Origin of the sequence: Paracoccus saliphilus (assembly GCF_028553805.1) — a bacterium.
Taxonomy (GTDB): Bacteria; Pseudomonadota; Alphaproteobacteria; order Rhodobacterales; family Rhodobacteraceae; genus Paracoccus; species Paracoccus saliphilus.
Genome location: NZ_CP067140.1, coordinates 2,368,053 through 2,391,381 on the forward strand (window position 1 = coordinate 2,368,053; position 23,329 = coordinate 2,391,381).

The following is a 23,329-nucleotide window of genomic DNA, read 5'->3' on the forward strand; positions in this document are numbered from 1 at the left end:
CAACCGGACGACGGCTGCCCCTACCGCGGTCACTTGGTTTCGACGCCGACGCTTTCGATCACGCCGACCCATTTGTCACGCTCGGAATTGAGGAAGGCAGCAGCTTCTTCCGGCGTGGTCTCCATGGGGGCGAGACCCTGCATCTTGAACGCCTTAAGAACCTTGAGGTCGTTCATGGCCGCGTTCAGGGCATTCGACAGGACTTCCTGGACCTCGGGGTCAGTTCCGGCCGGTGCGACCAGCAGATTCCACAACGTGGCCGAGAACCCGTCAAGCGCTGCTTCCGAGGCCGTCGGCATTTCGGGCATCAGGTCGGACCGCTTCGGCGAGGTGACGGCGTAGGGCTGGATGCCGCCCGCGCGGATCTGTTCTACCGCGCCGGGGATGGTCATCATCGCAACATCGACATGACCGCCCAAAAGATCGTTCATCATCGGGGTGTTACCCTTGTAGGGGATGTGCAGCATGTCGATGGATTCAGCGTGGGCCAGGTATTCCATGGCCAGATGGCCCGGCGTCCCGACACCTGAGGTGCCATAGGTCACTTCGCCCGGATGGGATTTGGCATAGGCGATCAGCTCGGGCAGGGTCTTGGGCTCAAGCCCCTTGTGGCCACCGATCACCATGCCGAGCGTCCCGGTCACACCGATGATTTCCAGATCGTCGTCGATCGAATAGCCCGGATCCTTGCCAAGCGCGGCCGCAAGGATTGAGGTCCCGATCCCGCTGAGACCCACGGTATAGCCGTCGGCATCCGAGCTGGCGACATAGGCTACACCCACGGCGCCGGAGGCCCCGTCGCGATTTTCTACCACGACCGGCTGACCCAGGGCGGTGGTCATGCTGTCGGCCAAGATTCGCGCCACGACATCGGTCGATCCGCCCGGCGGAAAGCCCACGACCAACTTGACCGGCTTGGTCGGATAGGCGCCGCCCTCGGCATGGGCGCCTACCGAAGCGATGGATGCGGCGACAGCGCAAATCGCGCCCAGAGCCGCCCTACGTGAAAACTCGAACATGAGTGGTTTCTCCTCCCGGCCATGTAGTGTTTAGAATAATAAGCTATAGATATCATTTTTAGAAAAGGACGCAACAGTTTTTTTGCACAGCACCCGGGGCACGGGGCACCTGCGCGCAAATATCCAAGCCCGCCCTCATAGACAAACCACACAGCGCCCGGCAACGACACAGCCGTCAAGCACCCGCAATCCATAAAAATAGGCCATGGAAGCAGATGCCTCGATGAACCGAATCCGCCGGGCGGCGCGAATCGCCCGGCCCCGAATCCCCGATCTCGGGCGCGCCAGAGATCGGCCCGGCACGCCCAAAAGACCTATTGAAGCATATATATAATTTTTATCTTGCCAATCCCGCGCCTTTCCCCAATACTCGGCCCGAACCAAGGAGGAGATGACGCATGCCGGGCTGCCTGGGCCATACCAAGGTGCTGGACTTCAGCAGGGTCTTTGCCGGCCCGTGGGCGGCGCAGATGCTGGCCGATTTTGGTGCCGCTGTCATCAAGGTCGAACACGTCAAGGGCGGCGACGACGTACGCCGCATGGGCGTACCGCATCTGGGCGCCGATGGCCAGCCGACCGGCGAAACCTCGTCCTTTCTGGCGATGAACCGAGGCAAACGCTCGGTCGCGCTAGACCTCAAGCACCTCGAAGGGCAAGCGCTGGCCCGCAAGCTGATCGCCGAGGCCGACGTTCTGATCGAGAACTTCAAGACCGGAACGCTGGCGCGGTTCGGGCTGGATTATGCTGCCGTGGCCGAACTAAACTGTCGGCTCGTTTATTGCTCGATCACCGGATTCGGCCAGACCGGCCCGATGCCCCCCCTACCCGGCCATGATCCGATCTTTCAGGCGATGAGCGGCCTGCTCAGTATGACCGGGAGCGCAGACGGACAGCCCGGCGCCGGCCCGGCACTGGCCGGCTATTCGATTTCCGACATCACGGCGGGGCAATATGCCGTGTCGGCCATCCTGGCCGCGCTGGCGCATCGCGACGGCGTTTCGGGCGAGGGTCAGTTCATCGACATCGCGCTGCTGGATTCGCAGATCCACGCCGCGTCGCACATGGCAATGAATTACCTCTGTTCGGGCAAGCTGCCGCGCCGCAATGGCACCGCCTCGCAGATCACCTGCCCTTGGCGGGCCTTCGACTGCGCCGACCGGCCGATCATGATCGCCATCGGCAATGATGCGCAATTCGCCCGATTTGCCGCCTATCTGGGGCTGGAAGGCGTGGCCGAGGATCCGCGGTTCGCCACCAATCTCGCGCGGGTCACAAATGCCGACACACTGGTCCCCATGATCGCCGAGAAGCTGACCGGCAAACAAGCTGATACCTGCTATGATGATCTTGAGAAGATTGGGATCCCCGTCGGCCCGCTGAACAGTTTCGAAGATGTCTTCGAGATGGAGCAGGTGCAGCAGCGCGGGCTCCTGAAAGAGATGGACCACCCGAACGCGGGCCGGGTGCGCTATGTCGCCAACCCCGTCCGGTTCTCGAAGGCCGAGGCGGGGACGGATCGTCACCTCCCGGTTCATGCCGAACACACTGATGAGATCCTGCGCGAGCTGGGCCTTGGTGACGCCGAGATCGCGGATCTGCGGTCTGCTGGCGCGGTGACATAGGAGGAACAGGATATGGACGGAGTAACCAGCGAAGACTGGATCGACAACGCCCGGATGATCGTCGACAGCGCGCGCGCCATCGTGCCGGCGGACGGGGCGCTGGATCGGATCCGCGCCACCCGGTTCAAAGAGCCCGGGTTCGACCGCGCGGTCATGGCCGAGGCCGGAGAGCTGGGACTTTTCCTCATGCGGGTGCCGGAAGAGGATGGCGGCCTGGGTCTGGGAATGCGCGAGGTCTGCGAACTGGCGCGTGTGCTCGGCGGCGGGCTGCTGCCCGAACCGGTGCTGCCCGCGATGATGGCTGCGTCCCTGCTTGGGCCCGACCTGCCTGAAGAGTCGATGACCGGAGCGCTGGTGCTGACACTGGCCTGGCAGGATGCAACGGGGGATCTGGGCTGGCAGGGCGGCGCGGCTGACGGGCGCCTGTCGGGCCGCAAGGTGGCCGTGCCGGGGGCCGAGGGGGCCCATCTTTTCGCCGTGACCACCTCTCAGGGCGTGGCGCTGCTGCCGCGTGACACGGTGACGATCACGTCGGCCAACACGCTCGACGGCGGCAAATCCAGCGCGATCACCTTTGACGCGCGGGCGGACTTGATCCCCTGCGATCATATTCAGGCAGTGTTGCAGGATGCTAGCCTGGCCCAGTCGGCCTACCTGCTGGGCTTATCCGAACGCGCGCTAGACATCACGCTGGACTACCTGCGCATCCGGACCCAGTTCGACCGCCCGATCGGCAGTTTCCAGGCGCTGCAGCATCGCGCGACCGGGATGAAAATCAGTCTCGAACTGTCCCGCGCCGCGATCTTCGCCACCGCCCGCCGGTTTGACACCGGTGCCGATGCGATGGCCCGCGCACGGGGCGCGGCACGGTGCAAGCTGCGTGCCGCCGAACTGGCAATGCTGGTTTCGCGCGAAGCGGTGCAGATGCACGGCGCTATGGGGATCACCGACGAGGCCGACATCGGTCTGTTTATCCGCAAGGCCATGACCGAGGCCAATGTCTTCGGCACCCCCCGCGCGCTACGTGCTCAGCTGGCGCAGATACTCGATCAATGAGAGGCCGCATGAAGGACCTGCCCGATTTCAATACAATGAGCGATGCCGATTTCCGCGCCCTGGCGCGCGAATTTGTCGAAACGAACTATCCCGATATCCCCCGCTATTCGCTCAGCCGACTGCACTGGGATGTGGTGAAGCCCTGGTATCTAATTCTGTCGGACCACGGCTGGATCTGCCCGACCTGGCCGCGCGAATATGGCGGCATGGGCCTGGCCGCCGGCAAGCACCTGATCCTGATCGAGGAATTTGAACGTTTCGGCGCCGCCCGCGTGAACGACATCGGTCCGGTCATGCTGGGGCCGCTGCTACTGAAATACGGTACGGACGAGCAGAAGGCGCATTATCTGCCCCGGATCCTGTCGGGTCAGGACGTCTGGGCGCAGGGCTATAGCGAACCGGGCGCCGGATCGGATCTGGCTGCTGTGCGCTGCGAGGCGGTGCTGGACGGCGAGGAATGGGTGATCAACGGGCAGAAGACCTGGTGCACCCTGGGCATGGATGCGAACTGGATTTTCATTCTGGCCCGGACCGACAAGAGTGTGAAAAAACAGGCGGGCATCAGCTTTCTTCTGGTGCCGATGGACGCGCCCGGCGTCAGCATCCGGAATATCGAGAACCTCGAGCTTGAGGCCGAATTCTGCGAAGTCTTCTTCGACAACGTCCGCGTCCCCGCCGGTAATATTGTCGGCGGCGTCAATAACGGCTGGACCGCCGCCAAGGCGCTGCTGGGGCATGAGCGCGTGTTTATCGGCGCACCCCGCCTGTCCGCCGCCGCCATGGCCCGGCTTGAAAAGATCGCGCGCCGGGCGGGCATCTGGCAGGATCCGGTTTTCCGCGACCGCTTTGTCGCCCTGCAATGTGACCTCGCCGATCTGGGCGACCTGTTCGAAACCTATGTCGACAAGCTGCGTGGCGGGCAGGCGATCGGGGCGGATGTCTCGATGCTTAAAATCTTCCAGAGCGAACTGTATCAGCGAATTTCCGAACTGATGATGGAGGTCGCCGCCGAGGGCTCCGGCCTGACTAACCCGCCCGAAGGCGATCGGCAGCTTCACGCCGCCGCCACCTATCTCTCGGCCCGTCCGACGACCATTTTCGGCGGCTCGACCGAGATCATGCGCAACATGCTGGCCAAAGCGGTGCTCGAATTGCCCAGCTAGATCAGGAGGATTCCCGATGTCTAATGCTCTGGTGATCCCGCTGGCGGATGGCAGCCAGCTGAATGCCCGGATCGACGGGCCCGAGACCGCGCCCTGCGTGCTGTTCTCGAATTCCGTGCTGACGGATCTCACGGTGTGGGACGCACAGGCGCGGGCACTTTCAGGCCGCTATCGCGTGCTGCGCTATGATCAACGCGGCCATGGCACATCGGATGTGACTCAGGGTCCGATGAACTTTGTGCAGTATGGGGCCGATGTCATCGCCCTGCTCAACGCCTGCAATATCGACAGCTGCATCTTTGTAGGCCTGTCCATGGGGGTGCCCACGGGGCTGGCTGCCTATGCGGCAGCGCCGGCCCGTTTCGACGGCTTCGTGGCGGTCGACGGGGTTAGCCGGTCGGCGCCGGGCCGCGAGGCCTTCTGGACCGAGCGGCGCGATACTGCCCGCGCCTCCGGGATGGAAGTCATTTCCCGCCAGACCGCATCGCGCTGGCTGCCAGGGCTGGCCGAAGATGCGCCCGAGATCACGCGGCTGGAACAGATGATCGCCGCCACCCCGGTCGAAGGGTTCGCCACCGCCACCCATGCTCTTGGCAGCTATGATCTGTCGACGGTGGTCGGCACACTGGCCGTGCCGGTGCTGGGGATCACCGGCGAAGAGGACGGCGCCATGCCGCAGGCGGTCCGCAGCCAGTTCGGCGCGGTGCCGGGCGCGCAGTTTCATGACATTCCCAGCGCAGGGCACGTTCCCAACTTTCAGGCGCCCGACGCCTTCACCCCGATCCTGGACGCGTTTCTGAGGTCCGTCGCAAAAGTTTCAGAACAGGAGTCCCGCTGATGCCCGGCCCCTTGTCGCATGTCCGTGTCCTTGACCTCAGCCGGATCATGGCCGGCCCCTGGTGCGGCCAGATTCTGGCCGATCTGGGCGCCGATGTGATCAAGGTCGAACGCCTTGGCGAAGGTGACGACACCCGTCGTTGGGGTCCTCCGTTTCTCAGGGACGTAGACGGCAAACCGACGCGCGAGGCGGGCTATTACCTGTCGGTCAACCGCGGCAAACGGTCGGTCGAGCTTGACCTCAAGAGCGACAAGGGCCGCGCCGCCATTAAGGCTCTGGCCGCCAAAAGTGACATCGTGCTTGAGAACTTCAAGACCGGAACGCTGGACCGGATCGGGCTGGGTTATGAGGACCTCAGGGCCGTCAACCCGAAGCTGATCTATTGCTCGATCACCGGGTTCGGGCTGACCGGCCCGATGGCCGGCGACGCGGCCTATGATTTCATGATCCAGGGCATGGGTGGCCTGATGAGCGTCACCGGCAGCCCGGATGACGAACCGGGCGGCGGCCCACAGAAGGTCGGCGTACCGATCATCGACATCATGACCGGCATGTATGCCGCGATCGGCGTGCTGGCCGCGCTGTCCAACCGTGACCAGACAGGCACAGGCGATCATATCGATCTGGCCATGTTGGACGTGTCGGTGGCGATGCTGGCCAATCAGGCGATGAATTATCTGGTTTCGGGGCAGAAGCCCGTGCGCCGGGGCAACCGCCATCCGAATATCCAGCCGCAGAATGTCTATCCGGTCAAGGATGGCCACATCGTCCTGGCCGTCGGCAATGACGGGCAGTTCCGCAAGTTCGCTCAGGAAATCGGCCAGCCCGACCTGGCCGACGATCCGAGATATGCCACCAATGCCGCCCGGGTCGAAAACCTTGAGGCGCTCGAGGCGATCCTTATTGACGCCCTGACCGACCGGACCATCGCCGACTGGGTCGCGGCCTTCAGCGCGGCGGGCGTGCCCTCGGGTCCGATCAACACGGTCGACCGGGTGTTCGACGAACCGCAGGTTCAGCATCGGCGGATGCTGCGCGACATTCCCCATCCGCTCAGCGGTACGGTCAAGCAGGTGGTCAGCCCGCTGAACTTCCGCAACGCCGGGCTGTCCTTCGACAAGGCGCCGCCGCTGTTGGGAGAGCACACGAAAGAGGTCCTGCACGACCTCGGCCTTGAGGAGATCCAGCCATGAACCAGCAGACAGGATCCCGGCAGGACCGCGTCGGGCGCATCAGCTTCCCCGCGCCCGAAACGATGACGGTAGCGCAGCGCGAGGTCTATGACCAAATCGTCGCCGGCCCGCGCCGGACCCTTGTCGGCCCGCTGCGTGCCGCGCTGCACAATCCGGTTCTGGCCGACCGCTGGCAGCGGCTGGGGCAGGTCCTGCGGTTCGAAACCTCTCTGCCCGCCCGTCTGAGCGAGCTGGCGATTCTTGTCACCGCTCGCCGCTGGAACAGCGATCTGGAATGGGCGATCCATCTGGGCGACGCCGAACGCGCGGGTCTGGACCGTGCAATCTGCGATGCCATCGGCGCCTGCGGACTGCCCGATTTCGGGACCGATGTCGAAGCCCGCGATGTCTATGAGTTTGCCAGCGAACTGGTCCAGCGGGGGGATGTCGGGGAAGAAACATACACCGCCGTATGCTCAAGATGGTGCGAGGTCGGCGTGGTCGAACTGACCGCCGTGATCGGTTATTATTCGATGGTCGCGTTGACCCTGAACGTGCATCGCGTCCCCCTACCCGAAGGCGTCCGGGACAGGCTGCAGCATGACGACGGGGCATTGGCCACGCTGCCCTCGACCAAGGGGGGCCGCTGATGTTCTACGATCCCCGGACCGAACACCACGGGCTGCCGCACAACCCTTGGCTGGCGATGATCGTGCCCCGACCGATCGGCTGGATTTCCTCTGCTGCAGCGGATGGAACCCCCAATCTGGCGCCCTACAGCTGTTTTAACGCCGTATCGGGTCGGCCGCCGCATCTGATGTTTTCCTCGGACGACGGCAAGGACAGCATCACCAACGCCCAGGCGACCGGGTATTTCTGCGCCAATATCGCCACCTATGATCTGCGCGAACAGATGAACCAGAGCTCAGCCGTCTATCCGCCCGAAGTCGACGAATTCGAGGCGGCGGGCCTGACGGCCGTCCCCTGCCGCAACATCCCCGTGATGCGCGTGGCGGAATCTCCGATCTCGATCGAATGCAAACTGGCGCAGGTCGTGATCCTCACCCCATCCAGCGGGCTGCCGTCGACCAGCCGGATCGCGATCGGGGAAGTCGTGGGCATCCACATCGACGAACGCGTCCTCAAGGATGGTCTGGTCGATATTGAGCTTCTGCAGCCGCTCGGCCGCATGGGCTATCGCGAGTATACCGTGCCCCCCCTCAGCTTCGAGATGCTGCGCCCGGCTGAACCAGACGGCACCAAAGGCCGGACGTAACGCCGCCTATCCACATGAGGTCCCTGAATGTCCGACTATACCACCCTCACCCTAGATGTGAGCGACCATATCGCAACCGTGACAATCACCCGAGCGCCGGTGAATGCACAGAACAACCGTCTGCGCGACGAGATGACCGAAGTCTTCGACGCGCTCGGCGACCGCAGAGATGTCCGCGCGATCATCCTGACCGGCGAGGGCAAGGCCTTTTCCGCCGGCGCCGATTTGTCGGAACGCCCAACGCAGGATCCGGGCCATTACACCGCTCATAACCGGCGGGTCCGCGCCAGTTTCGACTGCCTGCTGGAATGCCCCAAGCCGATCATCGCCGCTGTCAACGGCGCCGCGATCGGAGCCGGCTGCGTGACCACGCTGTGCTGCGACATCATCGTGACCTCGGAAAAGGGGTACCTGCAGATGACCGAGGTGATGGTCGGCCTTGCGGGCGGCGTGGCCCATGTACGACGCCATTTCAGTGAAAGTGACGCCCGGATGATGATCTACACAGCCCGCAGGGTTTATGGGCCCGACCTGCTGCGGATGAATGTCGCCTCGGCCTGCGTCGCACCCGTGGAACTGATGGCCGAAGCCCGAGCCATCGCGGCCGACATTGCCAAGGCCAGCCCCTCGGCGATCCGCGCCGCGAAGAAATCCTTCCAGATGACCGAAGGCGTGTCGATCTACGAAGGATACCGGTTCGAGCAGGGGCAGACCAAGGCGCTGTCGACCTCGGATGACACCGCCGAGGCCATGGCCGCCTTCCGCGAGAAGCGCTCGCCCGTCTTCCGCGACTGATGCCTGCGATGATCCGGGGGCCGCGTTTGCCCCGGCGCGGGGCCGGGCTAGCGCAGCTTGACCTCGATCCGCATCATGTCGCCGCGATAGATGCCGTTGGCCAGCAGAATGACATCGCCATGCTGATTCACGGCCATCCGGCGCACCTGCGCGACCGGATCGCCGATCGGGATGTTCAGTTCAGTCGAGGTTTCCAGATCGGCTGACCCGATGGTCACGACCTGATTGGCATCCGCCACCGTCTGGCCGGGAATGTCCGAAATCAGCCGCATCGCGGTGACGCGGGTATAGGCCTCTTCGGGGATGGCGGCGCAGACACGTTCGTCGACATAGACATCCGCCAGAAGAAACGGAGAGCCTTCCCGGCTGTGACGACGCCGCAGATGGCGATAGGCCGGGGCCGGATTGCCGATATAGCTCTCGCCGCGCGGCAGGTTCACATTGCGTTCATCCGACAGGATCTCGATCACCGCATTGTCCCGCGCGATCAGCAGGCCGGTCCAGTCAGTCTTGACCTCGCACCACAGGTCGCGGCTGGGACGTTCGACCACAAAGGTGCCCTTGGCGCGGTAACGCTCGATCAGACCTTCCTTTTCGAGAAGGTCCAGGGCCTGGCGTATGGTCATGGTCGCGACGCCGCATTGTTCGGCCAGATCCTTGACCGTGGGTATGCGCGCGCCGACTTCCCATTCGCCAGTGACGATCCGCTGACGGAACAGATTGGCCAGCTGGATATAGCGGGACACATTGCTTTTCTGCAGCGCCCTGACCGTGGCGTTTTCCGGTTTTATGCTCTGCATCTGCCGCCCCTTTCGTTGCTGCCCTCAGGCTAGCCGCAATACCCCGGCGATTCAATGCCAAAACCTAGTCTATTGCATCAAAGGAACGCGGCGTCAGAAAAGTCCAGCTGGCCGCGCGTCACCTCGTCGGGGCCGGAGTCCTGATCATCCCGCACGGCGGTCGCGGCCACCGAGGGCCGCGCCTCAAGCGTGGCAAACAGGGCGGCCAGTCGGGGAAAGTGACCACGCCAGGCGCAGTCGGACCAGCGGAAATCCAGCTGCCCAAGGGCACAGGCCAGCGCGACATGTCCGATGCCGAAGGGCAATTCTGCCATGCGCCCTGCCTCGACCTCAAGTCGGGCCATGCTGGCGCGGACCTTGGTGCGCCAGCCCGCGGTCACGGCCTCCCATGGGCCGGTCTCACGCGACAATTCGGTGCGCCACAGCAGGAGGATGTCGGTCATCCCGTCGGCCAGCGCCTGCCACGTCAGATGCGCCATCCGGGCCTCGCGATCGGCCGGAAATAGCCCCGTCCCCGCCCGCAGGTCGAGGTGTTCACAGATCACGCGGCTGTCGAACAGCCGGGCGCCGTTCTCCGTCACCAGCGTCGGGATTTTGCCAAGCGGGTTGTCGGCCAGCACCGGATCCGGCGTCGACATGTGCAGGGCGACGACGTTGCGGCTCAGTTCGACCTGATCCAGAAGGCCGGTTTCGTGCAGCACGATCATGACCTTGCGAACATAGGGCGACCGCGGCGACCAATGCAGTTTCATCGGCATTCCGCGTCCTCCTCAGATCGCTTCAAGAGACAAGGCAATGCCCTGACCGACACCGATGCACATCGTGGCCAGCGCCCGCCGCCCCGCGCCTCGGGCCAGCGCCCGTGCCGCCGTGCCGGCGATCCGGGCGCCCGACATGCCCAAGGGGTGGCCCAGGGCGATGGCGCCGCCGTTCGGGTTCACATGGGCGGCGGCGTCCGGCAGACCAAGCCGCCGTAGCACCGCCAGGGCCTGGCTGGCGAAGGCCTCGTTCAGTTCGATCAGGTCGAATTCCGACGGCACAAGGCCCAGATGCGCGCACAGCTTTTCGATCGCGGGGGCCGGGCCAATGCCCATGACGCGCGATCCCGTCCTCGGTGGCCAGAACCAGCGCCGCAGCCCCGTCATTGACACCCGAAGCATTGCCCGCCGTCACCGACCCGCCATCCCGAAACGGCGCCCTGAGCGCGGCCAGTTTCTCGGCCGTGGTGGCGCGGGGGTGTTCATCGGTGTCGAAGATCACGGGCGGGCCCTTGCGTTGCGGCAGGCTGACCGGCGCGATCTCTTCCGCCAGCACGCCCGAGGTGATGGCGGCCACAGCCCGGGTCTGAGACCTGAGCGCGAAGGCATCCTGATCCTCGCGCGAAATCCCGAAATCCTCGGCGACGTTTTCGGCCGTATCGGGCATGGACTCTGTGCCGTAGAGCCTGTGCATCTCGCGGTTGACGAACCGCCAGCCGATGGTCGTGTCCTCGATCTTGGCCGACCGGGAAAAGGCGCTGCCGGCCTTGGCCATGACGAAGGGCGCGCGGCTCATGCTTTCGACGCCGCCGGCGATGGCCAGGTCGCCCTCGCTCAGGGCGAGGCGCCGATAGGCCGCCAGCACCGCATCCATGCCTGATCCGCAAAGCCGGTTGATCGTGGTGCCTGACACCGTCTCGGGCAGGCCCGCCAGCAGCAGCGCCATGCGGGCGACGCTGCGGTTGTCCTCTCCGGCCTGGTTGGCACAGCCGTAGATCACGTCGACGACGGCCTCCCAGTCCAGCTCGGGCAGGCGGTCTTTCAGCGCGCTCAGCGGCAGGGCCGCCAGATCATCGGCCCGCACCGACGACAGGCTGCCGCCGTAGCGACCGATCGGTGTTCGGATATAGTCGCAGATATAGACGTGGTTCATGGGTCACTCCTCCGTTGCGGACATCAGCCGGCCAAGCACCGCGCCGACCGGCCCGGCCCGATGCGCCGGACCCGACGCCTGCGCCAGCTGCGTCAAATCAGCCCTGAGCCTACCCCGATCCTGCCGTGCAGCCCAATAGAGCGGACCGCCGGTCCAGCGCGGAAAACCGTAGCCGTTACACATTGTCACATCCACATCCGACGGGCGCTGCGCCACGCCCTCGTCGATCAGACAGGCGGCTTCGTTCACGATGGCCGCCATCAGCTGCCGTTGGATCTCTTCGCCGGGAAAGTCGCGCGAGGTCACGCCGGCGGCGCGGCGCTCGGTCTCGATGATCTCGGCGACCGCCGGGTCGGGCTGCGGCTTGCCTGTCGCGTAATCGTACCAGCCCGCGCCTGTCTTGCGGCCCAGCCTACCAGCCTCGCAAAGGCGGTCGGGGATGGTTACATAGCGCAGGCCCGGGTCACGGGTGGCGGCCTGACGTTTGCGCATGGCCCATGCTATATCGAGCCCCGACATGTCCGCGACCGCAAAGGGCCCCATGGCAAAGCCGAACCCGGTCACAGCGGCATCCACCGCCTGCGGCGTCGCGCCGTCCAGCGCCAGCAATTCGGCCCGGCGACGGTAGGCGGCGTAGATCCGGTTGCCAATGAAGCCCTCGGACACTTTGGCCACGACCGGCTGCTTGCTCAAGCGCCGGGCCAGCGCCAGCCCCGCGGCAAGGACATCGGGCGCGGTGGACCGGGCGCGCACCACCTCGAGCAGGGGCATCACATCGGCCGGGCTGAAGAAATGCAGTCCGATGACGCGGTCGGGATGATCCAGAGCCGCACTCATCTCGTCGATGTCGAGATAGGAGGTATTGCTCGCGATGACCGCTTCCGCCGGAAGGGTCCGTTCCAGCCCCGCCAGCACCTCACGCTTGACGCCCATGTCCTCAAACACCGCCTCGATCACCAGATCGCAGTCCGCAAGTCCAGCCGTATCGAACACGCCGGTCAGGGCGGCGCGGCGAGCATCGGCCTGGCCGGCGTCGATCCGGCCCTTGGCCAGCTGCCCCTGAAGATGGGTCCCGATCGCATCCACCGCCCGCTTCAGCGCATCGGCGTCGCGTTCCAGCAGGGTGACGGGCAGCCCCGCCGCCAGCACCGCCCGTGCGATTCCCTGTCCCATGGTGCCGCCGCCGATCACGCCGACCCTGCGGACCGGCCGCGCAGATTTGAGATCAATGCTGTCGACCATCGCTGCCCGGCGTTCGGCAAAGAACAGCGCCCGCAGCGCCGTCGCCTCGGGCCCGACCCTCAGGGTCTGAAAGACCGCACGTTCATCAGCCAACATCGCGCTCGCATCTCCGTCCGCGCCCTGTACGAGGCGGATCGCCTCGGCGACATTGGGCCGGCCCCGGCCGCGTCGCAGGACCTGATCCGCAGCGGCCTGGACCGTTTCGGTGGGTTCCGGTGGCGGCGTCAGGTCCCGTGCGCGCCGCTTGGTTCGCGGGGTGTCACGCAGGAAGGTCAGGGCCGCATCCAGCAAATCGCCCTCGGCCAGCGCATCGACCAGCCCGAAGGGCAGCGCCTCGGCCGCGGGGATCCGCGTGGCCTGACAGATCATCCCAATCGACCGGCTCTTACCTATCAGACGCGGCAAGCGCTGCGTGCCGCCGGCGCCGGGCACCATGCCAAGCGACGCTTCGGGCAGGCCGAGCTGGGCGTCAGGTTTCGCGATGCGATAGTCGCAGCCCAGGGCCAGTTCGAGCCCGCCGCCGAGCGCTACGCCGTGCAGCGCGGCCACGACCGGGAACTCTGCCGCCTCGATCGCAGCGATCACATCGGGAAGTTCGGGCTTCGACAGGGGCAGTTCGAATTCCCGCAGGTCCGATCCGGCCACGAAGCATTTTCCCGCGCCGATCAGAACCACGCCCGCGGCACAATCAGCCCCGGCCCGGGCAAGTCCGTCGACCAGCCCCATGCGCACCGCCAGCGAGCTTGCGTTCACCGGCGGGTTCGAGATTTCCAGAACTGCGATCCGATCGTCCATCCGGTATATCACGCTCCCATTGGAACGGACTGCGGTTTCAGTTTTCACTGTCAGAACCCCCTGAGATTTTGCGCCTGCGCGAGAACCGAATGCTCCAGGCTGTCCGCACCTCATAATAACTATTAACCTATATGTATAGATTATATATGGCGTACGAACACATCTGTTCCTGTTTCCGCTCGATCACATAGGCCAGCGCGATGCCAAGGGCACGGCTGGCATGGGCGCCCCCTGGAGCGCCGCGTCGAGGCGGGCTTGGTTCATCATCGTGAGCATGCCCTTAGCCGATCGGAACGCATTGTCATTGATGGCGCCCAGATGGGAATCCCCCCACAGAAAGTCACAGGATGGCAGCCGTCCGAATTTGGATCGCGAAAGCGAATGCCTTGGGTCTGCATCATGGGCGCACCCGATGCAGTGATCCAGAGAGCAGAGCTGGCCGTTGGAGAGCGCGGTGCCGAACGCCTATACGGCGCAGCTTGGAAGCTCAAAGCTCCATTATGGGATAATTACAATAGCTCCACTCGCGCGTCGTTCTTCGGCCGCACGGTGTGCTTCGGCGATATCCTCAAGTGCAAATCGCTGCCCGATCTCAAGCGTAACATGCCCCTTGGCGACCGCATCGAATAGATCGACCGCGTTCGACCGGAATCGATTGAGATCGGCATTATGCGGAAAAACTGACGGTCGGGTCAGGAAAAGACAGCCCTTTTTGTTCAGCAGGTCCGGATCGATCGCCGGCGCCTTTCCCGAGGACGCCCCGTAATTCACCACGAGTCCGAAGGGTGCTGCGCAGTCGAGTGACTGAAGTAGTGTGTCCTTACCAACGGCGTCATAAACAACGCGCGCCTTTTCGCCACCAGTCGCCCTGAGAAATGCATCCGACCAATCCGGCTGGCTCGTGTCCACAACCTCGATGCAGCCGGCGTCGAGAGCCGCCTGGCGTTTCGGAGGCGTGCCCGTGCCCCCGATCACGCGCGCACCAAGCGCGGTAGCCCAGCGTGACAGGATCTGCCCGACGCCACCGGCCGCGGAATGCACGAAAATGAGGTCGCCCGGTTGAATAGCATGCGTGTGACGCAGGAGATACTGGGCAGTCATGCCTTTGAACAAAACAGTAGCAGCCGTTTCGTCATCGATGTTGTCGGGCAGCTGTACGAGCTTGTCCGCAGGAACATTGCGCCGATCAGCATAGGCACCGACACCGGCATTCATATAGGCAACCCGCTGGCCTGGCTTGATATCACGGACCCCTTCGCCAACCGCGTCCACGATACCTGCGGCTTCGAAGCCAAGTCCCGTAGGCAAAGGAAGCGGGTAAATGCCTTTACGTTGATAGATGTCGATAAAATTGAAGCCGATGGCCGTCTGTCGGATTTGCGCCTCACCTTTCATCGGGTCGGAAATACCTTCCTGCACGATCTTGAGAACTGAAGGATCTCCGAACTGCGTAATTTCTACCACACGTCTGTTCGTCATGTCCGTTGCCTCTCATTCATTCGTACGATAGGTATGACAAAAATCATACCTTGGACGAGGACGCAATGGCAGAGTTTCTTCCCGAGCCACGGCCTGACGAGATGGATCTGCTGATGGTGCTGTCCGCCCTGGCTGATCCGCATCGCTTGCGCATTGCACTTGCGCTTGCGAAAGCGCCAGATGCCGTTCTTCCCTGTACCGCTTTTGAACTTCCTGTCACTAAGGCGACGCGCACGCATCATTTCAGGATTCTGCGCGAGGCAGGTGTCATTCGCCAATACGATCATGGCAACGGGCGCTCAAATCAATTACGGCTCGCGGACCTGAGACAACGCTTTCCAGGCATTCTGACAACACTGCTTGCAGGATAACTTGCACCTGATGCAACATGATGAGGCATCAAGGCCGATCAGATTGAACTTGCCGGGAACACGATCCGGGCCCACTCTCGTTCCGCCAAAACCGCGACAGCCTGTCCGCACTGTGCACGATTTCGCGTCAAATCCACAGCAGCTCTCGACGCCGGCCTACCGATCTTCCCGCGCATGACCGGTAGGTGGAATTGGTCTGCTGGCGCGTCATTTTCGTTGCCTTGCTCTGCGTTGCCCAGCCCGGCCCGGATAGTTTCGGAGCGGTAGCCGCCCCTGATAGCGGCCTGAGTAGTGCTCTGCCGTCGCGCTGTTGTTGACACCTTACCAACAGCACGTCTATTATTCCCCTCTACGCAATATTGTTCTGTCTACCAGAATTTTGGTGACCGACATGAGCATGAGAGGGAGGAACCGATGTTCACCAACAAGGCAATAGTCTCCGGGGCGATGGCCCTTTGCGCGTTGCTGGCAGCAACGACATATAGTCGCGCAGAAGTTGATTTCGGCGGCAAACGCATCACGATGATAATTCCCTACCAAGAGGGGAGCGGTTCGACGTTTCACGGGCGTCTCTTCGCTGAGGCGCTTGAGCGCGAGCTTCCGGGCAATCCGACCATCATCGTGAAGAATATCGAGGGCGGCGGATCGATCAGGGGCATCAACGAATTTCATCGCGTTGCAGAGCCCAACGGACTGACCGTCGCAGCAATCGGTACCGGGACAAGCCTGTCATATGTGCTGGGCGACCCGGCAGTTCACTACGACCTCGCGCCGATGACTGCCTTCGTCAGTTCGCCCTACGGCGTGATCGTCTATGCGCGGACCGATCTGGGGTTGGGCGACGACCCTGTCGAAAATGTGCGCACACTGCTGGAGAAACCCTCTGCCTATGGCGGGAAGACGCCGACGTCGTCTGATCTTCCGGCTTTGCTGAGCATTGATCTGATGGGGATCAAACCGAATTACATCTTCGGGCTAAGCAGCTCGGACACCCGTGCGGCGCTCGAACGGGGAGAGGTGTCGCTGAACTACGACAATGCCGCCAATTGGTCGACTAACGTCAAGCCTCTCATGGATGAGGGGCTTATCAAGCCACTGTTCACTCTTGGCTTCGCGAAGGATGGCGAAATCCAACGCGATCCGCTGTGGCCCGAGATTCCGACGTTTTTCGAGGTTTACGAGGAGATCCACGGAAAGAGCCTGGAAGGTCCGGCACTCGAGGTCTGGCTGTCGCTGTTCAACATTCGAGTGTCTGGCGGGAAGATTCTTCTTCTGCCCGAGGGAACGCCGCAGGAGATCGTGGACATCTACAACGAAGCCGCCGCGGCCGCCCTTTCCGATCCGATCATGCAGACACCGCAGGCCGAGGTCATTCTGGCCGACTACCCTCAGTCGATAGGCACCGATGCCAACACGGCGCTGCACAGCGGGATCGGCATCACCGACAGCAACCGTCAGTGGCTCAAGGACTGGCTGTTGCGCGTCCATGACGTGAAATGAAAGGCGTCCAGGGCGCGGCCACACTGTGCGGCTGCGCCCCGCGTTACAGGCTAAGGACACTCGAAAAATGGACTCATCACTGGTTCAGAGCGCTCTTGAAGCACTCCTGATACTTTTCTCGTGGCAGCACTTCATCCATCTGCTGGTCGGGGTCTTCATCGGTCTCGTTGTCGGGTTTATTCCCGGCCTCGGTGGCATCGCCGGCATGGCACTGACACTGCCGTTCGTGTTTGGCATGGAGCCGGCAAGCGCACTGGCAATGATGATAGGCCTGACGGCAGTCACGACTACATCGGACACCTTCATGGCCGTCCTGTTGGGCATCCCCGGGAGCTCCAGCGCACAGGCAAGCGTGATGGATGGATTTCCGCTGGCCAAACAGGGTCAGGCGGCACGGGCACTGAGTGCGGCGTTCAGCGCAAGCCTGATCGGCGGGCTGATCGGCGCGGCAATCCTGACACTCGCATTCTTCGCGGCCAAACCGATCCTGCTGGCCATCGGCTTCGGCGAGCAGCTGATGCTGGTCGTTTTCGCACTGACACTTGTGGGTATGCTGACGGGCAAGAGCGTCATAAAGGGCCTGGGCGGTTGCGCGCTCGGACTTCTGCTGGGAACGATCGGAACCGCTCCGGCGACGGGCGCCTACCGATTTACGCTGGACTGGTTGTATCTGAGCGACGGCCTGTCGCTGATCCTCGTGGCCCTCGGCGTATTCGCCATCCCGGAAATCGTTGACGTCCTGAAAAACCGCTCAAGTATCGCAGGAGAGACGGTCGTCGGGCGCGGCTGGTTTCGTGGAATCCGTGATTCCTACACAAATATCTGGCTGGTTGTGCGTTGCTCGGTCATCGGAGCGATGGTCGGCTTCCTGCCGGGACTGGGCGGCTCGGTCGTCGACTGGATCGCCTACGGTCACGCCATGCAGACCACAAAGAATCGCGAGAACTTCGGTAAGGGGGAAATCCGCGGCCTGATCGGGCCGGAGGCTGCCGCGAACGCGAAAGAAGGCGGAGCGCTGATCCCCACGCTGTTCTTCGGTATTCCCGGTTCCGGGTCGATGGCGCTGCTGCTGGGTGGGCTGGTCATCATCGGGCTGACACCGGGCCGCAGTATGGTGTCGGAAAATGCAGACATGATCTATCTGATCATCTGGTCTATCGCCATCGCAAATGTCCTTGGCACTGGCATCAGCATGGCCGTGACAAAACCTGTGTCGAAGCTGACGCAGATGAACTTCAGGGTGATCGCCCCGATTGTGCTGGTTGCTGTCTTTTTCTCGGCTTACCAGAACAGCGGCAACTGGGGTGATATCCTCATCCTCATCGTCTTCGGCTGTGCGGGTATCCTGCTGAAGCGGTTCGGTTGGTCACGGGCCGCACTTCTGATCGGCTTCGTCCTTTCATCCAATCTCGAGGCCGCGGTCTATCGGACAGTACAGGTTTACGGCTGGTCCGTTTTTCACCGGCCGCTGACGCTGGTCATCCTGTGTTTCGCGATCATGTCGCTGATCATCGCCTTCCGCAACAGAACACGACCGTCAAAAGCCTCGCAGATCGAATATACAGGCGGGCTCAAGACCCTACCCGCACAGATCCTTCTGACGTCCGGACTGCTGGCGTTGACACTCGCTATTCTCGCCGATGTGGCTGACCTGCGGTTCCTGTCCATGGTCTTTCCCGTCACGGTCGCGACGATAACGGGCGTCATCCTGGTTGTGGCGATCGTCCAGATGGCAAGGAAGTCCAACGCACCCGGGCTGATCTATGATGAGGATGCGGAGGGCGCTGATTTCAAAGGCACATTGAACTGTTTGGGGTGGGTCTTGCTTCTGCCTGCCGTTTCCTGGCTGGTCGGGTACCAGTTTGGCGCACCGGTCTTCGTCTTCGCCTTTCTGAGCATTTTTGCGAAGATAACGCTGCACCGAAGCCTGATTGGCGCCGCAGTCATTGCCGTGATTGTCTATGTTGTCACGGCCGTACTGGGGATGGAAGTCCCGAACGGGCTGCTGAACCCGGTGATATCCAATGCTCTGGGCTCTCTGATGTTGGCGGATCATGGCGGTGCTGCACCCATCCCTTCCATCTGAATTATAAAATTGATTCAGCCACGGGCAGCGACCGATCCTGTCGCTGCCCCTATTTGATATCCTAAATGGGCGTCGTTAAAGCCTTAACGAATCATATATATGTGTTTATAGTTTATCTGCCTGCAAGCAGCAGGCATGGATAGAACGGGAAGCCTGCCAGTGAGACGATCAACATTCACGAGAGCAACGTGTTTCGCCGCAGTGCTAGTGTCGGCCACGCTGGCGATGCAGTCGAAACCGGCAGGGGCGGAAGAGCCGCAGGGCGCCTTTATCGAGGTGCAGGGTGCAAAACTCTGGTGTCTGGACTCGGGAGGATCCGGTGACGTGATCGTGTTCCTTCACGCGAACACCGGAAGCAGCGAGACTTTTCTGACCCGCCAGTTCCCCGCCTTCACCGGCCAAGGGTTCCGTGCGCTAGCCTGTGACCGGCGCAGTTCGGGGAAAAGCAGTCCGAAAAGTGTCGACGCCGACGGACAGGGATCGGTTGCCGGCGATACGGTGGCCGTACTTGACGTCCTGAGTATCGATAAGGCCTCGGTGCTGGGCGTCGCCGGCGGTGGCTTTGCCGCACTGGATCTGGCGGCCAATTATCCCGACCGGATCGACAAGCTGATCGTTGGCGCCAGCAACGGCAGGATTCAGGACAAAGAGATCCAGGATTTCCGAAGTGCCATAGCCATTCCGGGTCTGCGCGATCTGCCGAGCCATGCCTATCGCGAACTGTCGCCGACCTACAGAGGTTTGGACGGCCCCGGCGTCAACGAATGGGAACGAATCGAGACTAAGGCGCATTTCGAAGCCAAACCCCAAAAGGAACGCACACCAAACACCTTCGAGAAGCTGTCGACTATCTCAGCCAAGACCCTTGTGATCGCCGGCGGCGCGGACCTTCTGGCGCCACCGGCGCTGATGGAGATCTGGGCTGCGCATATTCCGGACAGCATGCTAGTCAAGATGCCCGAAGTCGGGCACGCGATCTCGTGGGAGAAACCAGAAGAGTTTAACGCGATCGTGCTGAAGTTTCTGGCGCGCCCTTAAAGGAAGCGCCTCCACCCTTCAGGGCCGAGGCGTCTGCTGCGATGATCCTGCCCCCGGACCGGCGGGCCCTGCCCCCGGACCGGCGGGCCACCGGTCCGGGGGCAGTCACTACTCATTCGGAAATGACGCCATGGGCGAGCATATCGTCGATTTCAGCATCGGTGTAGCCTAGGTCGCCTGCGATGGCACGGCTGTGCTGACCCGGACCGGGAAGGTCGAGCCGTTTCCCGAAGCGGCGGTTGTTCATTTCAATCGGAAGGGCCGGGATCTCCACTGCGCGATCATCTTCCAGCGTGAGCGGAATCATCCCCCCCGCCGTTTTCAGATGCGGGTCGTCAAACATGTCTTGCGGCCGGTTGATCGGCGCGAAGGGCAGCCCGATCTCTTCGCAGCGGGTCAGGATTTCGGACTTGCTCAGACCGGCGAACATCTGCCGTACTGTCGGCATAAAGCTTTCCCGAGCCTCGACCCTGCCGCGGTTGGTCGAGAGACGCAGATCCGAAGCTAGCTCGTACAAGCCGAAGGCACTGGTGAACCGTTCCCACTGCTGGTCGGATACCACCCCCACGAAAACCTGTGCCGACTCCGATGTTTCGAAGACGTCATAAATCGCCCAAGCCGATTGCCTGGCCGGCATCGGCTCGGGCGGCCTGCCGGTCACCGCCAACTGCATCATATGCTGCGATACCAGGTAGGCGTTGTTTTCGAACAGCCCGCTGCGTACCAGCTGTCCCTGCTGCGTGGCATTCCGTTCAAACAGGGCGGCGATGACCCCGGTTGCAGCAAACAGGCCCCCCATGATGTCGTTCACAGAACATCCAGCCCGCAGCGGCCGGCCGGGAGGACCCGTCATATATGCCAGCCCGCCCATCATCTGGACAACTTCATCCAGCGCGGTTCTTTTCTCGTAGGGCCCGGACAAAAACCCTTTGAGGGAGCAGTAGATGAGACGCGGGTGTCTCGACATGAGCGTCGCCGCACACAAATCAAGACGCTGCAGGGCGCCATCGCGGAAGTTCTCGCAAAAAACATCCGCCGTGCCGACGAGTCGCGACAACAGCTCCGAACCCTGCGCGCTCTTGATGTCCAGCGCGATGCTTTTCTTGTTCCGGTTGAAACTTGGGAAAAAGCCGGCTCCGGATCCCGGGAGGTGGCGCGTCTTGTCACCCTCACCGACCGGTTCGACCTTGATGACGTCGGCCCCCATATCCGCAAGGACCAGTCCACAGCTCGGGCCCATCACCATATGGGATAGTTCCACAACCCGAATTCCCGCAAGAGGTCCCGTCATGCGCTTGCACTACGCAGGGATCGGGAAAATCCGGTGGGCAATCCGGCGTCGGCAATGTAGCCATACAAAGGCTCGCCCGGCAAGCCTCTGAGCAGCTGACTGCGCGCCGCTACCAGGCGATCAAGATCTATTCCGGTCGCCAGACCTTCAGCTTCGAGCAGGAAGACAAGGTCTTCAGTGACGATGTTGCCAGTGGCTCCGGGCGCGTAGGGACACCCGCCCAGTCCGGCAAGCGAACTGTCGAAGGTGCGGACCCCGGCGTCGAGCGCTGCCAGGACATTGGCCAGACCCTGCCCGCGTGTGTTATGGAAATGCGCCGCACCGACATTTGAGCCGAGCGAATTGTACATCTGCCGAAACAGCTTGCGCACCTGTGTGGGTGTTCCCGACCCCGCTGTGTCCGAAAGGCCGACCGACGTCACGCCCGCTCGGATCACACGTTCGGCAATGTCGACAACCCGTCCGGGGTCCATCGCGCCCTCGACAACGCATCCAAATGCCGTTGACAGTCCGGCCTCGACCCCGATGGCGGGTGTGCGGTCTCGAACAAGTTGGACGATCCTCTTCGTCTCCGCGATCATCTCGTCGGTACTTTTCCCTAGATTGGTGCGGCTGTGCGTCTCAGATATCGAAACAGGAATAGTGATCTTGTCGACGCCCGCCGCGATGGCGCGCTCGGCGCCGCGCAGATTGGCAACCAGGCCGATGATTTCGGGAATGGCCGTATTCAGCGCGACGGATGTTCGCCAGTCTTCCAACAGTCGGTCCGTATCCGCCATCTGTGGCAGATGCGTCGGCGACACGAATGACCCGATCTCGATTTCGGCAAGACCGGCCTCCGCCAGCGCCGCAATCCAGTCCAACCGGGCGTCATAGTTCATCACCCGTGCAACACTCTGAAGGCCGTCCCTGGGCCCGACTTCGCTCACAATCACATCTCGACCGTTCGCCATGACAAAATTTCCTTTGTGTAGAAACTGCATCTGTTGAGCAGAATTTAATCCGATGACCACACATCGTCAACGCTTGATCTGACATTTGACGCGCTGATACTGCATACCTCACCAAGGACCGGAGGATTGAACGATGACTAAAGAAGCCTCGGATGAAGAATCGGCGGGCGGCAAAAAGCAGGGAGTGGAGGCCGTCGAACGTGCGCTGACGATCCTCGAGGCTTTCGCCGACGGGACACCCTCCCTGACCCTGACAGAGCTGTCGAACCGGACAGGGTATTATATGAGCACGCTGCTCCGCCTATCGGCATCGCTGGAACGGTTTGGCTATCTCAATCGCAACAGCCACTCGCAGTTCCAGCTTGGACCGACGCTTTTGCGGCTGGGCCTGATCTACCAGGGACACTTCGATCTGTCCGTCTATATTCGACCCAGTCTTCGCAAGCTTGCCGAACGAACGCAGGAATCCGCAGCCTTCTACGTGAAGGATGGAAACCGACGGATCTGCCTGTTCCGTCACCACGCGCCTGGAATGCTGCGCCACCATGTCGAAGAAGGTGCCATCCTGCCGCTTGACCGCGGTGCCGGGGGCCGCATCCTGGCCGCGTTTTCCGGAAAGGACGACGACCTGCATGACGGTGTTCGGGCTGACGGATACTACATTTCGAAAGGTGAACGCGACCCGAACGTCTCGTCCGTTTCGGTTCCGGTCTTTGGCGAGAACCACTCCTTCATTGGTGCACTCGCGGTTGCCGGGCCAAGTTCTCGGATGGAGGGAGATTACGAGTCGATCCTTCTGGCCGTCCGAGAGACCGCCGAAGACCTGGAGCGGAAAATCGGCGGACGCCGTCCATCAGCATAGACAGGCGCCGCTGATCACCCCTTGAACGATGACGGGATTTCTGCTTTACAGAAATTAACT

The 23,329-nt window shown here is 62.5% G+C and carries 20 protein-coding genes and 1 pseudogene; 13 read left to right on the top strand and 8 right to left on the bottom strand.

Annotation, left to right across the window (positions count from 1 at the left end; translation table 11 throughout):
• Positions 1–29: 29 nt before the first annotated feature.
• Positions 30–1,019, bottom strand: a complete 990-nt coding sequence (locus JHX88_RS11345) for a Bug family tripartite tricarboxylate transporter substrate binding protein (protein WP_076527044.1) — start codon at positions 1,017–1,019, stop codon at positions 30–32.
• A 398-nt stretch (positions 1,020–1,417) separates the two neighbouring features.
• Between JHX88_RS11345 and JHX88_RS11350 the strand changes: the two genes are divergently transcribed.
• The 8 genes from JHX88_RS11350 to JHX88_RS11385 are packed head-to-tail and all read left to right on the top strand — an operon-like array spanning position 1,418 to position 8,941.
• Positions 1,418–2,641, top strand: coding sequence for a CaiB/BaiF CoA transferase family protein (locus JHX88_RS11350; protein ID WP_076527043.1), 1,224 nt, complete (start codon positions 1,418–1,420; stop codon positions 2,639–2,641).
• 12 nt (positions 2,642–2,653) lie between these two features.
• The gene (locus JHX88_RS11355) at positions 2,654–3,697 is read left to right on the top strand and encodes an acyl-CoA dehydrogenase family protein (protein ID WP_076527042.1); all 1,044 of its coding nucleotides are present in this window, start codon (positions 2,654–2,656) and stop codon (positions 3,695–3,697) included.
• Between the two features lie 8 nt (positions 3,698–3,705).
• Positions 3,706–4,860, top strand: a complete 1,155-nt coding sequence (locus JHX88_RS11360; RefSeq protein WP_141225869.1) for an acyl-CoA dehydrogenase family protein — start codon at positions 3,706–3,708, stop codon at positions 4,858–4,860.
• Positions 4,861–4,876: 16 nt separating this feature from the next.
• On the top strand, positions 4,877–5,698 hold the full coding sequence (locus JHX88_RS11365; protein WP_076527041.1) for an alpha/beta fold hydrolase: 822 nt from the start codon (positions 4,877–4,879) through the stop codon (positions 5,696–5,698).
• Positions 5,698–6,891 carry a CaiB/BaiF CoA transferase family protein gene (locus JHX88_RS11370; RefSeq protein ID WP_076527040.1) on the top strand — a complete coding sequence of 398 codons (1,194 nt, stop codon included), beginning with the start codon at positions 5,698–5,700 and terminating at the stop codon, positions 6,889–6,891. The genes JHX88_RS11365 and JHX88_RS11370 overlap by 1 nt, the downstream gene beginning before the upstream one ends.
• Positions 6,888–7,520 carry a carboxymuconolactone decarboxylase family protein gene (locus JHX88_RS11375; RefSeq protein ID WP_076527039.1) on the top strand — a complete coding sequence of 211 codons (633 nt, stop codon included), beginning with the start codon at positions 6,888–6,890 and terminating at the stop codon, positions 7,518–7,520. Before JHX88_RS11370 ends, JHX88_RS11375 begins: the two co-directional genes overlap by 4 nt.
• Complete coding sequence (locus JHX88_RS11380) at positions 7,520–8,146, top strand: flavin reductase family protein (RefSeq protein WP_076527038.1); 627 nt, start codon at positions 7,520–7,522, stop codon at positions 8,144–8,146. Before JHX88_RS11375 ends, JHX88_RS11380 begins: the two co-directional genes overlap by 1 nt.
• Positions 8,147–8,173: 27 nt before the next feature.
• Positions 8,174–8,941 carry an enoyl-CoA hydratase/isomerase family protein gene (locus JHX88_RS11385; protein WP_076527037.1) on the top strand — a complete coding sequence of 256 codons (768 nt, stop codon included), beginning with the start codon at positions 8,174–8,176 and terminating at the stop codon, positions 8,939–8,941.
• A 47-nt stretch (positions 8,942–8,988) separates the two neighbouring features.
• On the opposite strand, the gene JHX88_RS11390 is transcribed toward JHX88_RS11385, so the two are convergent.
• The 5 genes and pseudogenes from JHX88_RS11390 to JHX88_RS11410 all read right to left on the bottom strand — a co-directional run bounded on the left by JHX88_RS11390 (position 8,989) and on the right by JHX88_RS11410 (position 15,168).
• Positions 8,989–9,741, bottom strand: a complete 753-nt coding sequence (locus JHX88_RS11390; protein ID WP_076527036.1) for a GntR family transcriptional regulator — start codon at positions 9,739–9,741, stop codon at positions 8,989–8,991.
• A gap of 77 nt (positions 9,742–9,818) precedes the next feature.
• Complete coding sequence (locus JHX88_RS11395) at positions 9,819–10,499, bottom strand: glutathione S-transferase family protein (RefSeq protein WP_272848000.1); 681 nt, start codon at positions 10,497–10,499, stop codon at positions 9,819–9,821.
• Positions 10,500–10,511: 12 nt separating this feature from the next.
• Positions 10,512–11,652: pseudogene (locus JHX88_RS11400) on the bottom strand (thiolase family protein).
• Positions 11,653–11,655: 3 nt separating this feature from the next.
• Positions 11,656–13,689, bottom strand: a complete 2,034-nt coding sequence (locus JHX88_RS11405) for a 3-hydroxyacyl-CoA dehydrogenase NAD-binding domain-containing protein (RefSeq protein WP_076527035.1) — start codon at positions 13,687–13,689, stop codon at positions 11,656–11,658.
• Between the two features lie 498 nt (positions 13,690–14,187).
• The gene (locus JHX88_RS11410) at positions 14,188–15,168 is read right to left on the bottom strand and encodes a quinone oxidoreductase family protein (protein WP_272848001.1); all 981 of its coding nucleotides are present in this window, start codon (positions 15,166–15,168) and stop codon (positions 14,188–14,190) included.
• A 65-nt stretch (positions 15,169–15,233) separates the two neighbouring features.
• On the opposite strand from JHX88_RS11410, the gene JHX88_RS11415 reads away from it, so the two are divergent.
• The 4 genes from JHX88_RS11415 (at position 15,234) to JHX88_RS11430 (ending at position 20,163) form a co-directional block, all read left to right on the top strand.
• Entirely contained in the window at positions 15,234–15,539 is a 306-nt protein-coding gene (locus JHX88_RS11415; protein WP_076527033.1) for an ArsR/SmtB family transcription factor, read from the top strand.
• A gap of 414 nt (positions 15,540–15,953) precedes the next feature.
• Positions 15,954–17,039 (top strand): type 2 periplasmic-binding domain-containing protein, encoded by a 1,086-nt coding sequence (locus JHX88_RS11420; protein WP_076528341.1) that lies wholly within the window; start codon positions 15,954–15,956, stop codon positions 17,037–17,039.
• A 25-nt stretch (positions 17,040–17,064) separates the two neighbouring features.
• On the top strand, positions 17,065–19,125 hold the full coding sequence (locus tag JHX88_RS11425) for a tripartite tricarboxylate transporter permease (protein WP_272848002.1): 2,061 nt from the start codon (positions 17,065–17,067) through the stop codon (positions 19,123–19,125).
• 207 nt (positions 19,126–19,332) lie between these two features.
• A complete protein-coding gene (locus tag JHX88_RS11430; protein ID WP_076528337.1) occupies positions 19,333–20,163 on the top strand; it encodes an alpha/beta fold hydrolase in 831 nt (276 codons plus the stop codon).
• A 112-nt stretch (positions 20,164–20,275) separates the two neighbouring features.
• Here the strand turns inward: JHX88_RS11430 and JHX88_RS11435 are convergent, their stop codons facing one another.
• Both JHX88_RS11435 and JHX88_RS11440 read right to left on the bottom strand, forming a co-directional pair.
• A complete protein-coding gene (locus JHX88_RS11435) occupies positions 20,276–21,424 on the bottom strand; it encodes a CaiB/BaiF CoA transferase family protein (RefSeq protein ID WP_272848003.1) in 1,149 nt (382 codons plus the stop codon).
• A gap of 26 nt (positions 21,425–21,450) precedes the next feature.
• On the bottom strand, positions 21,451–22,335 hold the full coding sequence (locus tag JHX88_RS11440; RefSeq protein WP_272848269.1) for a hydroxymethylglutaryl-CoA lyase: 885 nt from the start codon (positions 22,333–22,335) through the stop codon (positions 21,451–21,453).
• 205 nt (positions 22,336–22,540) lie between these two features.
• On the opposite strand from JHX88_RS11440, the gene JHX88_RS11445 reads away from it, so the two are divergent.
• Complete coding sequence (locus JHX88_RS11445; RefSeq protein WP_076528331.1) at positions 22,541–23,269, top strand: IclR family transcriptional regulator; 729 nt, start codon at positions 22,541–22,543, stop codon at positions 23,267–23,269.
• Positions 23,270–23,329 lie beyond the last annotated feature (60 nt).

Excerpts from the sequence above, each read along its gene's own strand:
- JHX88_RS11355 (WP_076527042.1), top strand. The coding sequence starts at position 2,654 with ATGGACGGAGTAACCAGCGAAGACTGGATCGACAACGCCCGGATGATC.
- JHX88_RS11350 (WP_076527043.1), top strand. The coding sequence starts at position 1,418 with ATGCCGGGCTGCCTGGGCCATACCAAGGTGCTGGACTTCAGCAGGGTC.
- JHX88_RS11380 (WP_076527038.1), top strand. The coding sequence starts at position 7,520 with ATGTTCTACGATCCCCGGACCGAACACCACGGGCTGCCGCACAACCCT.
- JHX88_RS11370 (WP_076527040.1), top strand. The coding sequence starts at position 5,698 with ATGCCCGGCCCCTTGTCGCATGTCCGTGTCCTTGACCTCAGCCGGATC.
- JHX88_RS11445 (WP_076528331.1), top strand. The coding sequence starts at position 22,541 with ATGACTAAAGAAGCCTCGGATGAAGAATCGGCGGGCGGCAAAAAGCAG.
- JHX88_RS11395 (WP_272848000.1), bottom strand. The coding sequence starts at position 10,499 with ATGCCGATGAAACTGCATTGGTCGCCGCGGTCGCCCTATGTTCGCAAG.
- JHX88_RS11360 (WP_141225869.1), top strand. The coding sequence starts at position 3,706 with ATGAAGGACCTGCCCGATTTCAATACAATGAGCGATGCCGATTTCCGC.
- JHX88_RS11440 (WP_272848269.1), bottom strand. The coding sequence starts at position 22,335 with ATGAACTATGACGCCCGGTTGGACTGGATTGCGGCGCTGGCGGAGGCC.
- JHX88_RS11390 (WP_076527036.1), bottom strand. The coding sequence starts at position 9,741 with ATGCAGAGCATAAAACCGGAAAACGCCACGGTCAGGGCGCTGCAGAAA.
- JHX88_RS11405 (WP_076527035.1), bottom strand. The coding sequence starts at position 13,689 with ATGGACGATCGGATCGCAGTTCTGGAAATCTCGAACCCGCCGGTGAAC.
- JHX88_RS11345 (WP_076527044.1), bottom strand. The coding sequence starts at position 1,019 with ATGTTCGAGTTTTCACGTAGGGCGGCTCTGGGCGCGATTTGCGCTGTC.
- JHX88_RS11420 (WP_076528341.1), top strand. The coding sequence starts at position 15,954 with ATGTTCACCAACAAGGCAATAGTCTCCGGGGCGATGGCCCTTTGCGCG.
- JHX88_RS11410 (WP_272848001.1), bottom strand. The coding sequence starts at position 15,168 with ATGACGAACAGACGTGTGGTAGAAATTACGCAGTTCGGAGATCCTTCA.
- JHX88_RS11365 (WP_076527041.1), top strand. The coding sequence starts at position 4,877 with ATGTCTAATGCTCTGGTGATCCCGCTGGCGGATGGCAGCCAGCTGAAT.
- JHX88_RS11385 (WP_076527037.1), top strand. The coding sequence starts at position 8,174 with ATGTCCGACTATACCACCCTCACCCTAGATGTGAGCGACCATATCGCA.
- JHX88_RS11375 (WP_076527039.1), top strand. The coding sequence starts at position 6,888 with ATGAACCAGCAGACAGGATCCCGGCAGGACCGCGTCGGGCGCATCAGC.
- JHX88_RS11415 (WP_076527033.1), top strand. The coding sequence starts at position 15,234 with ATGGCAGAGTTTCTTCCCGAGCCACGGCCTGACGAGATGGATCTGCTG.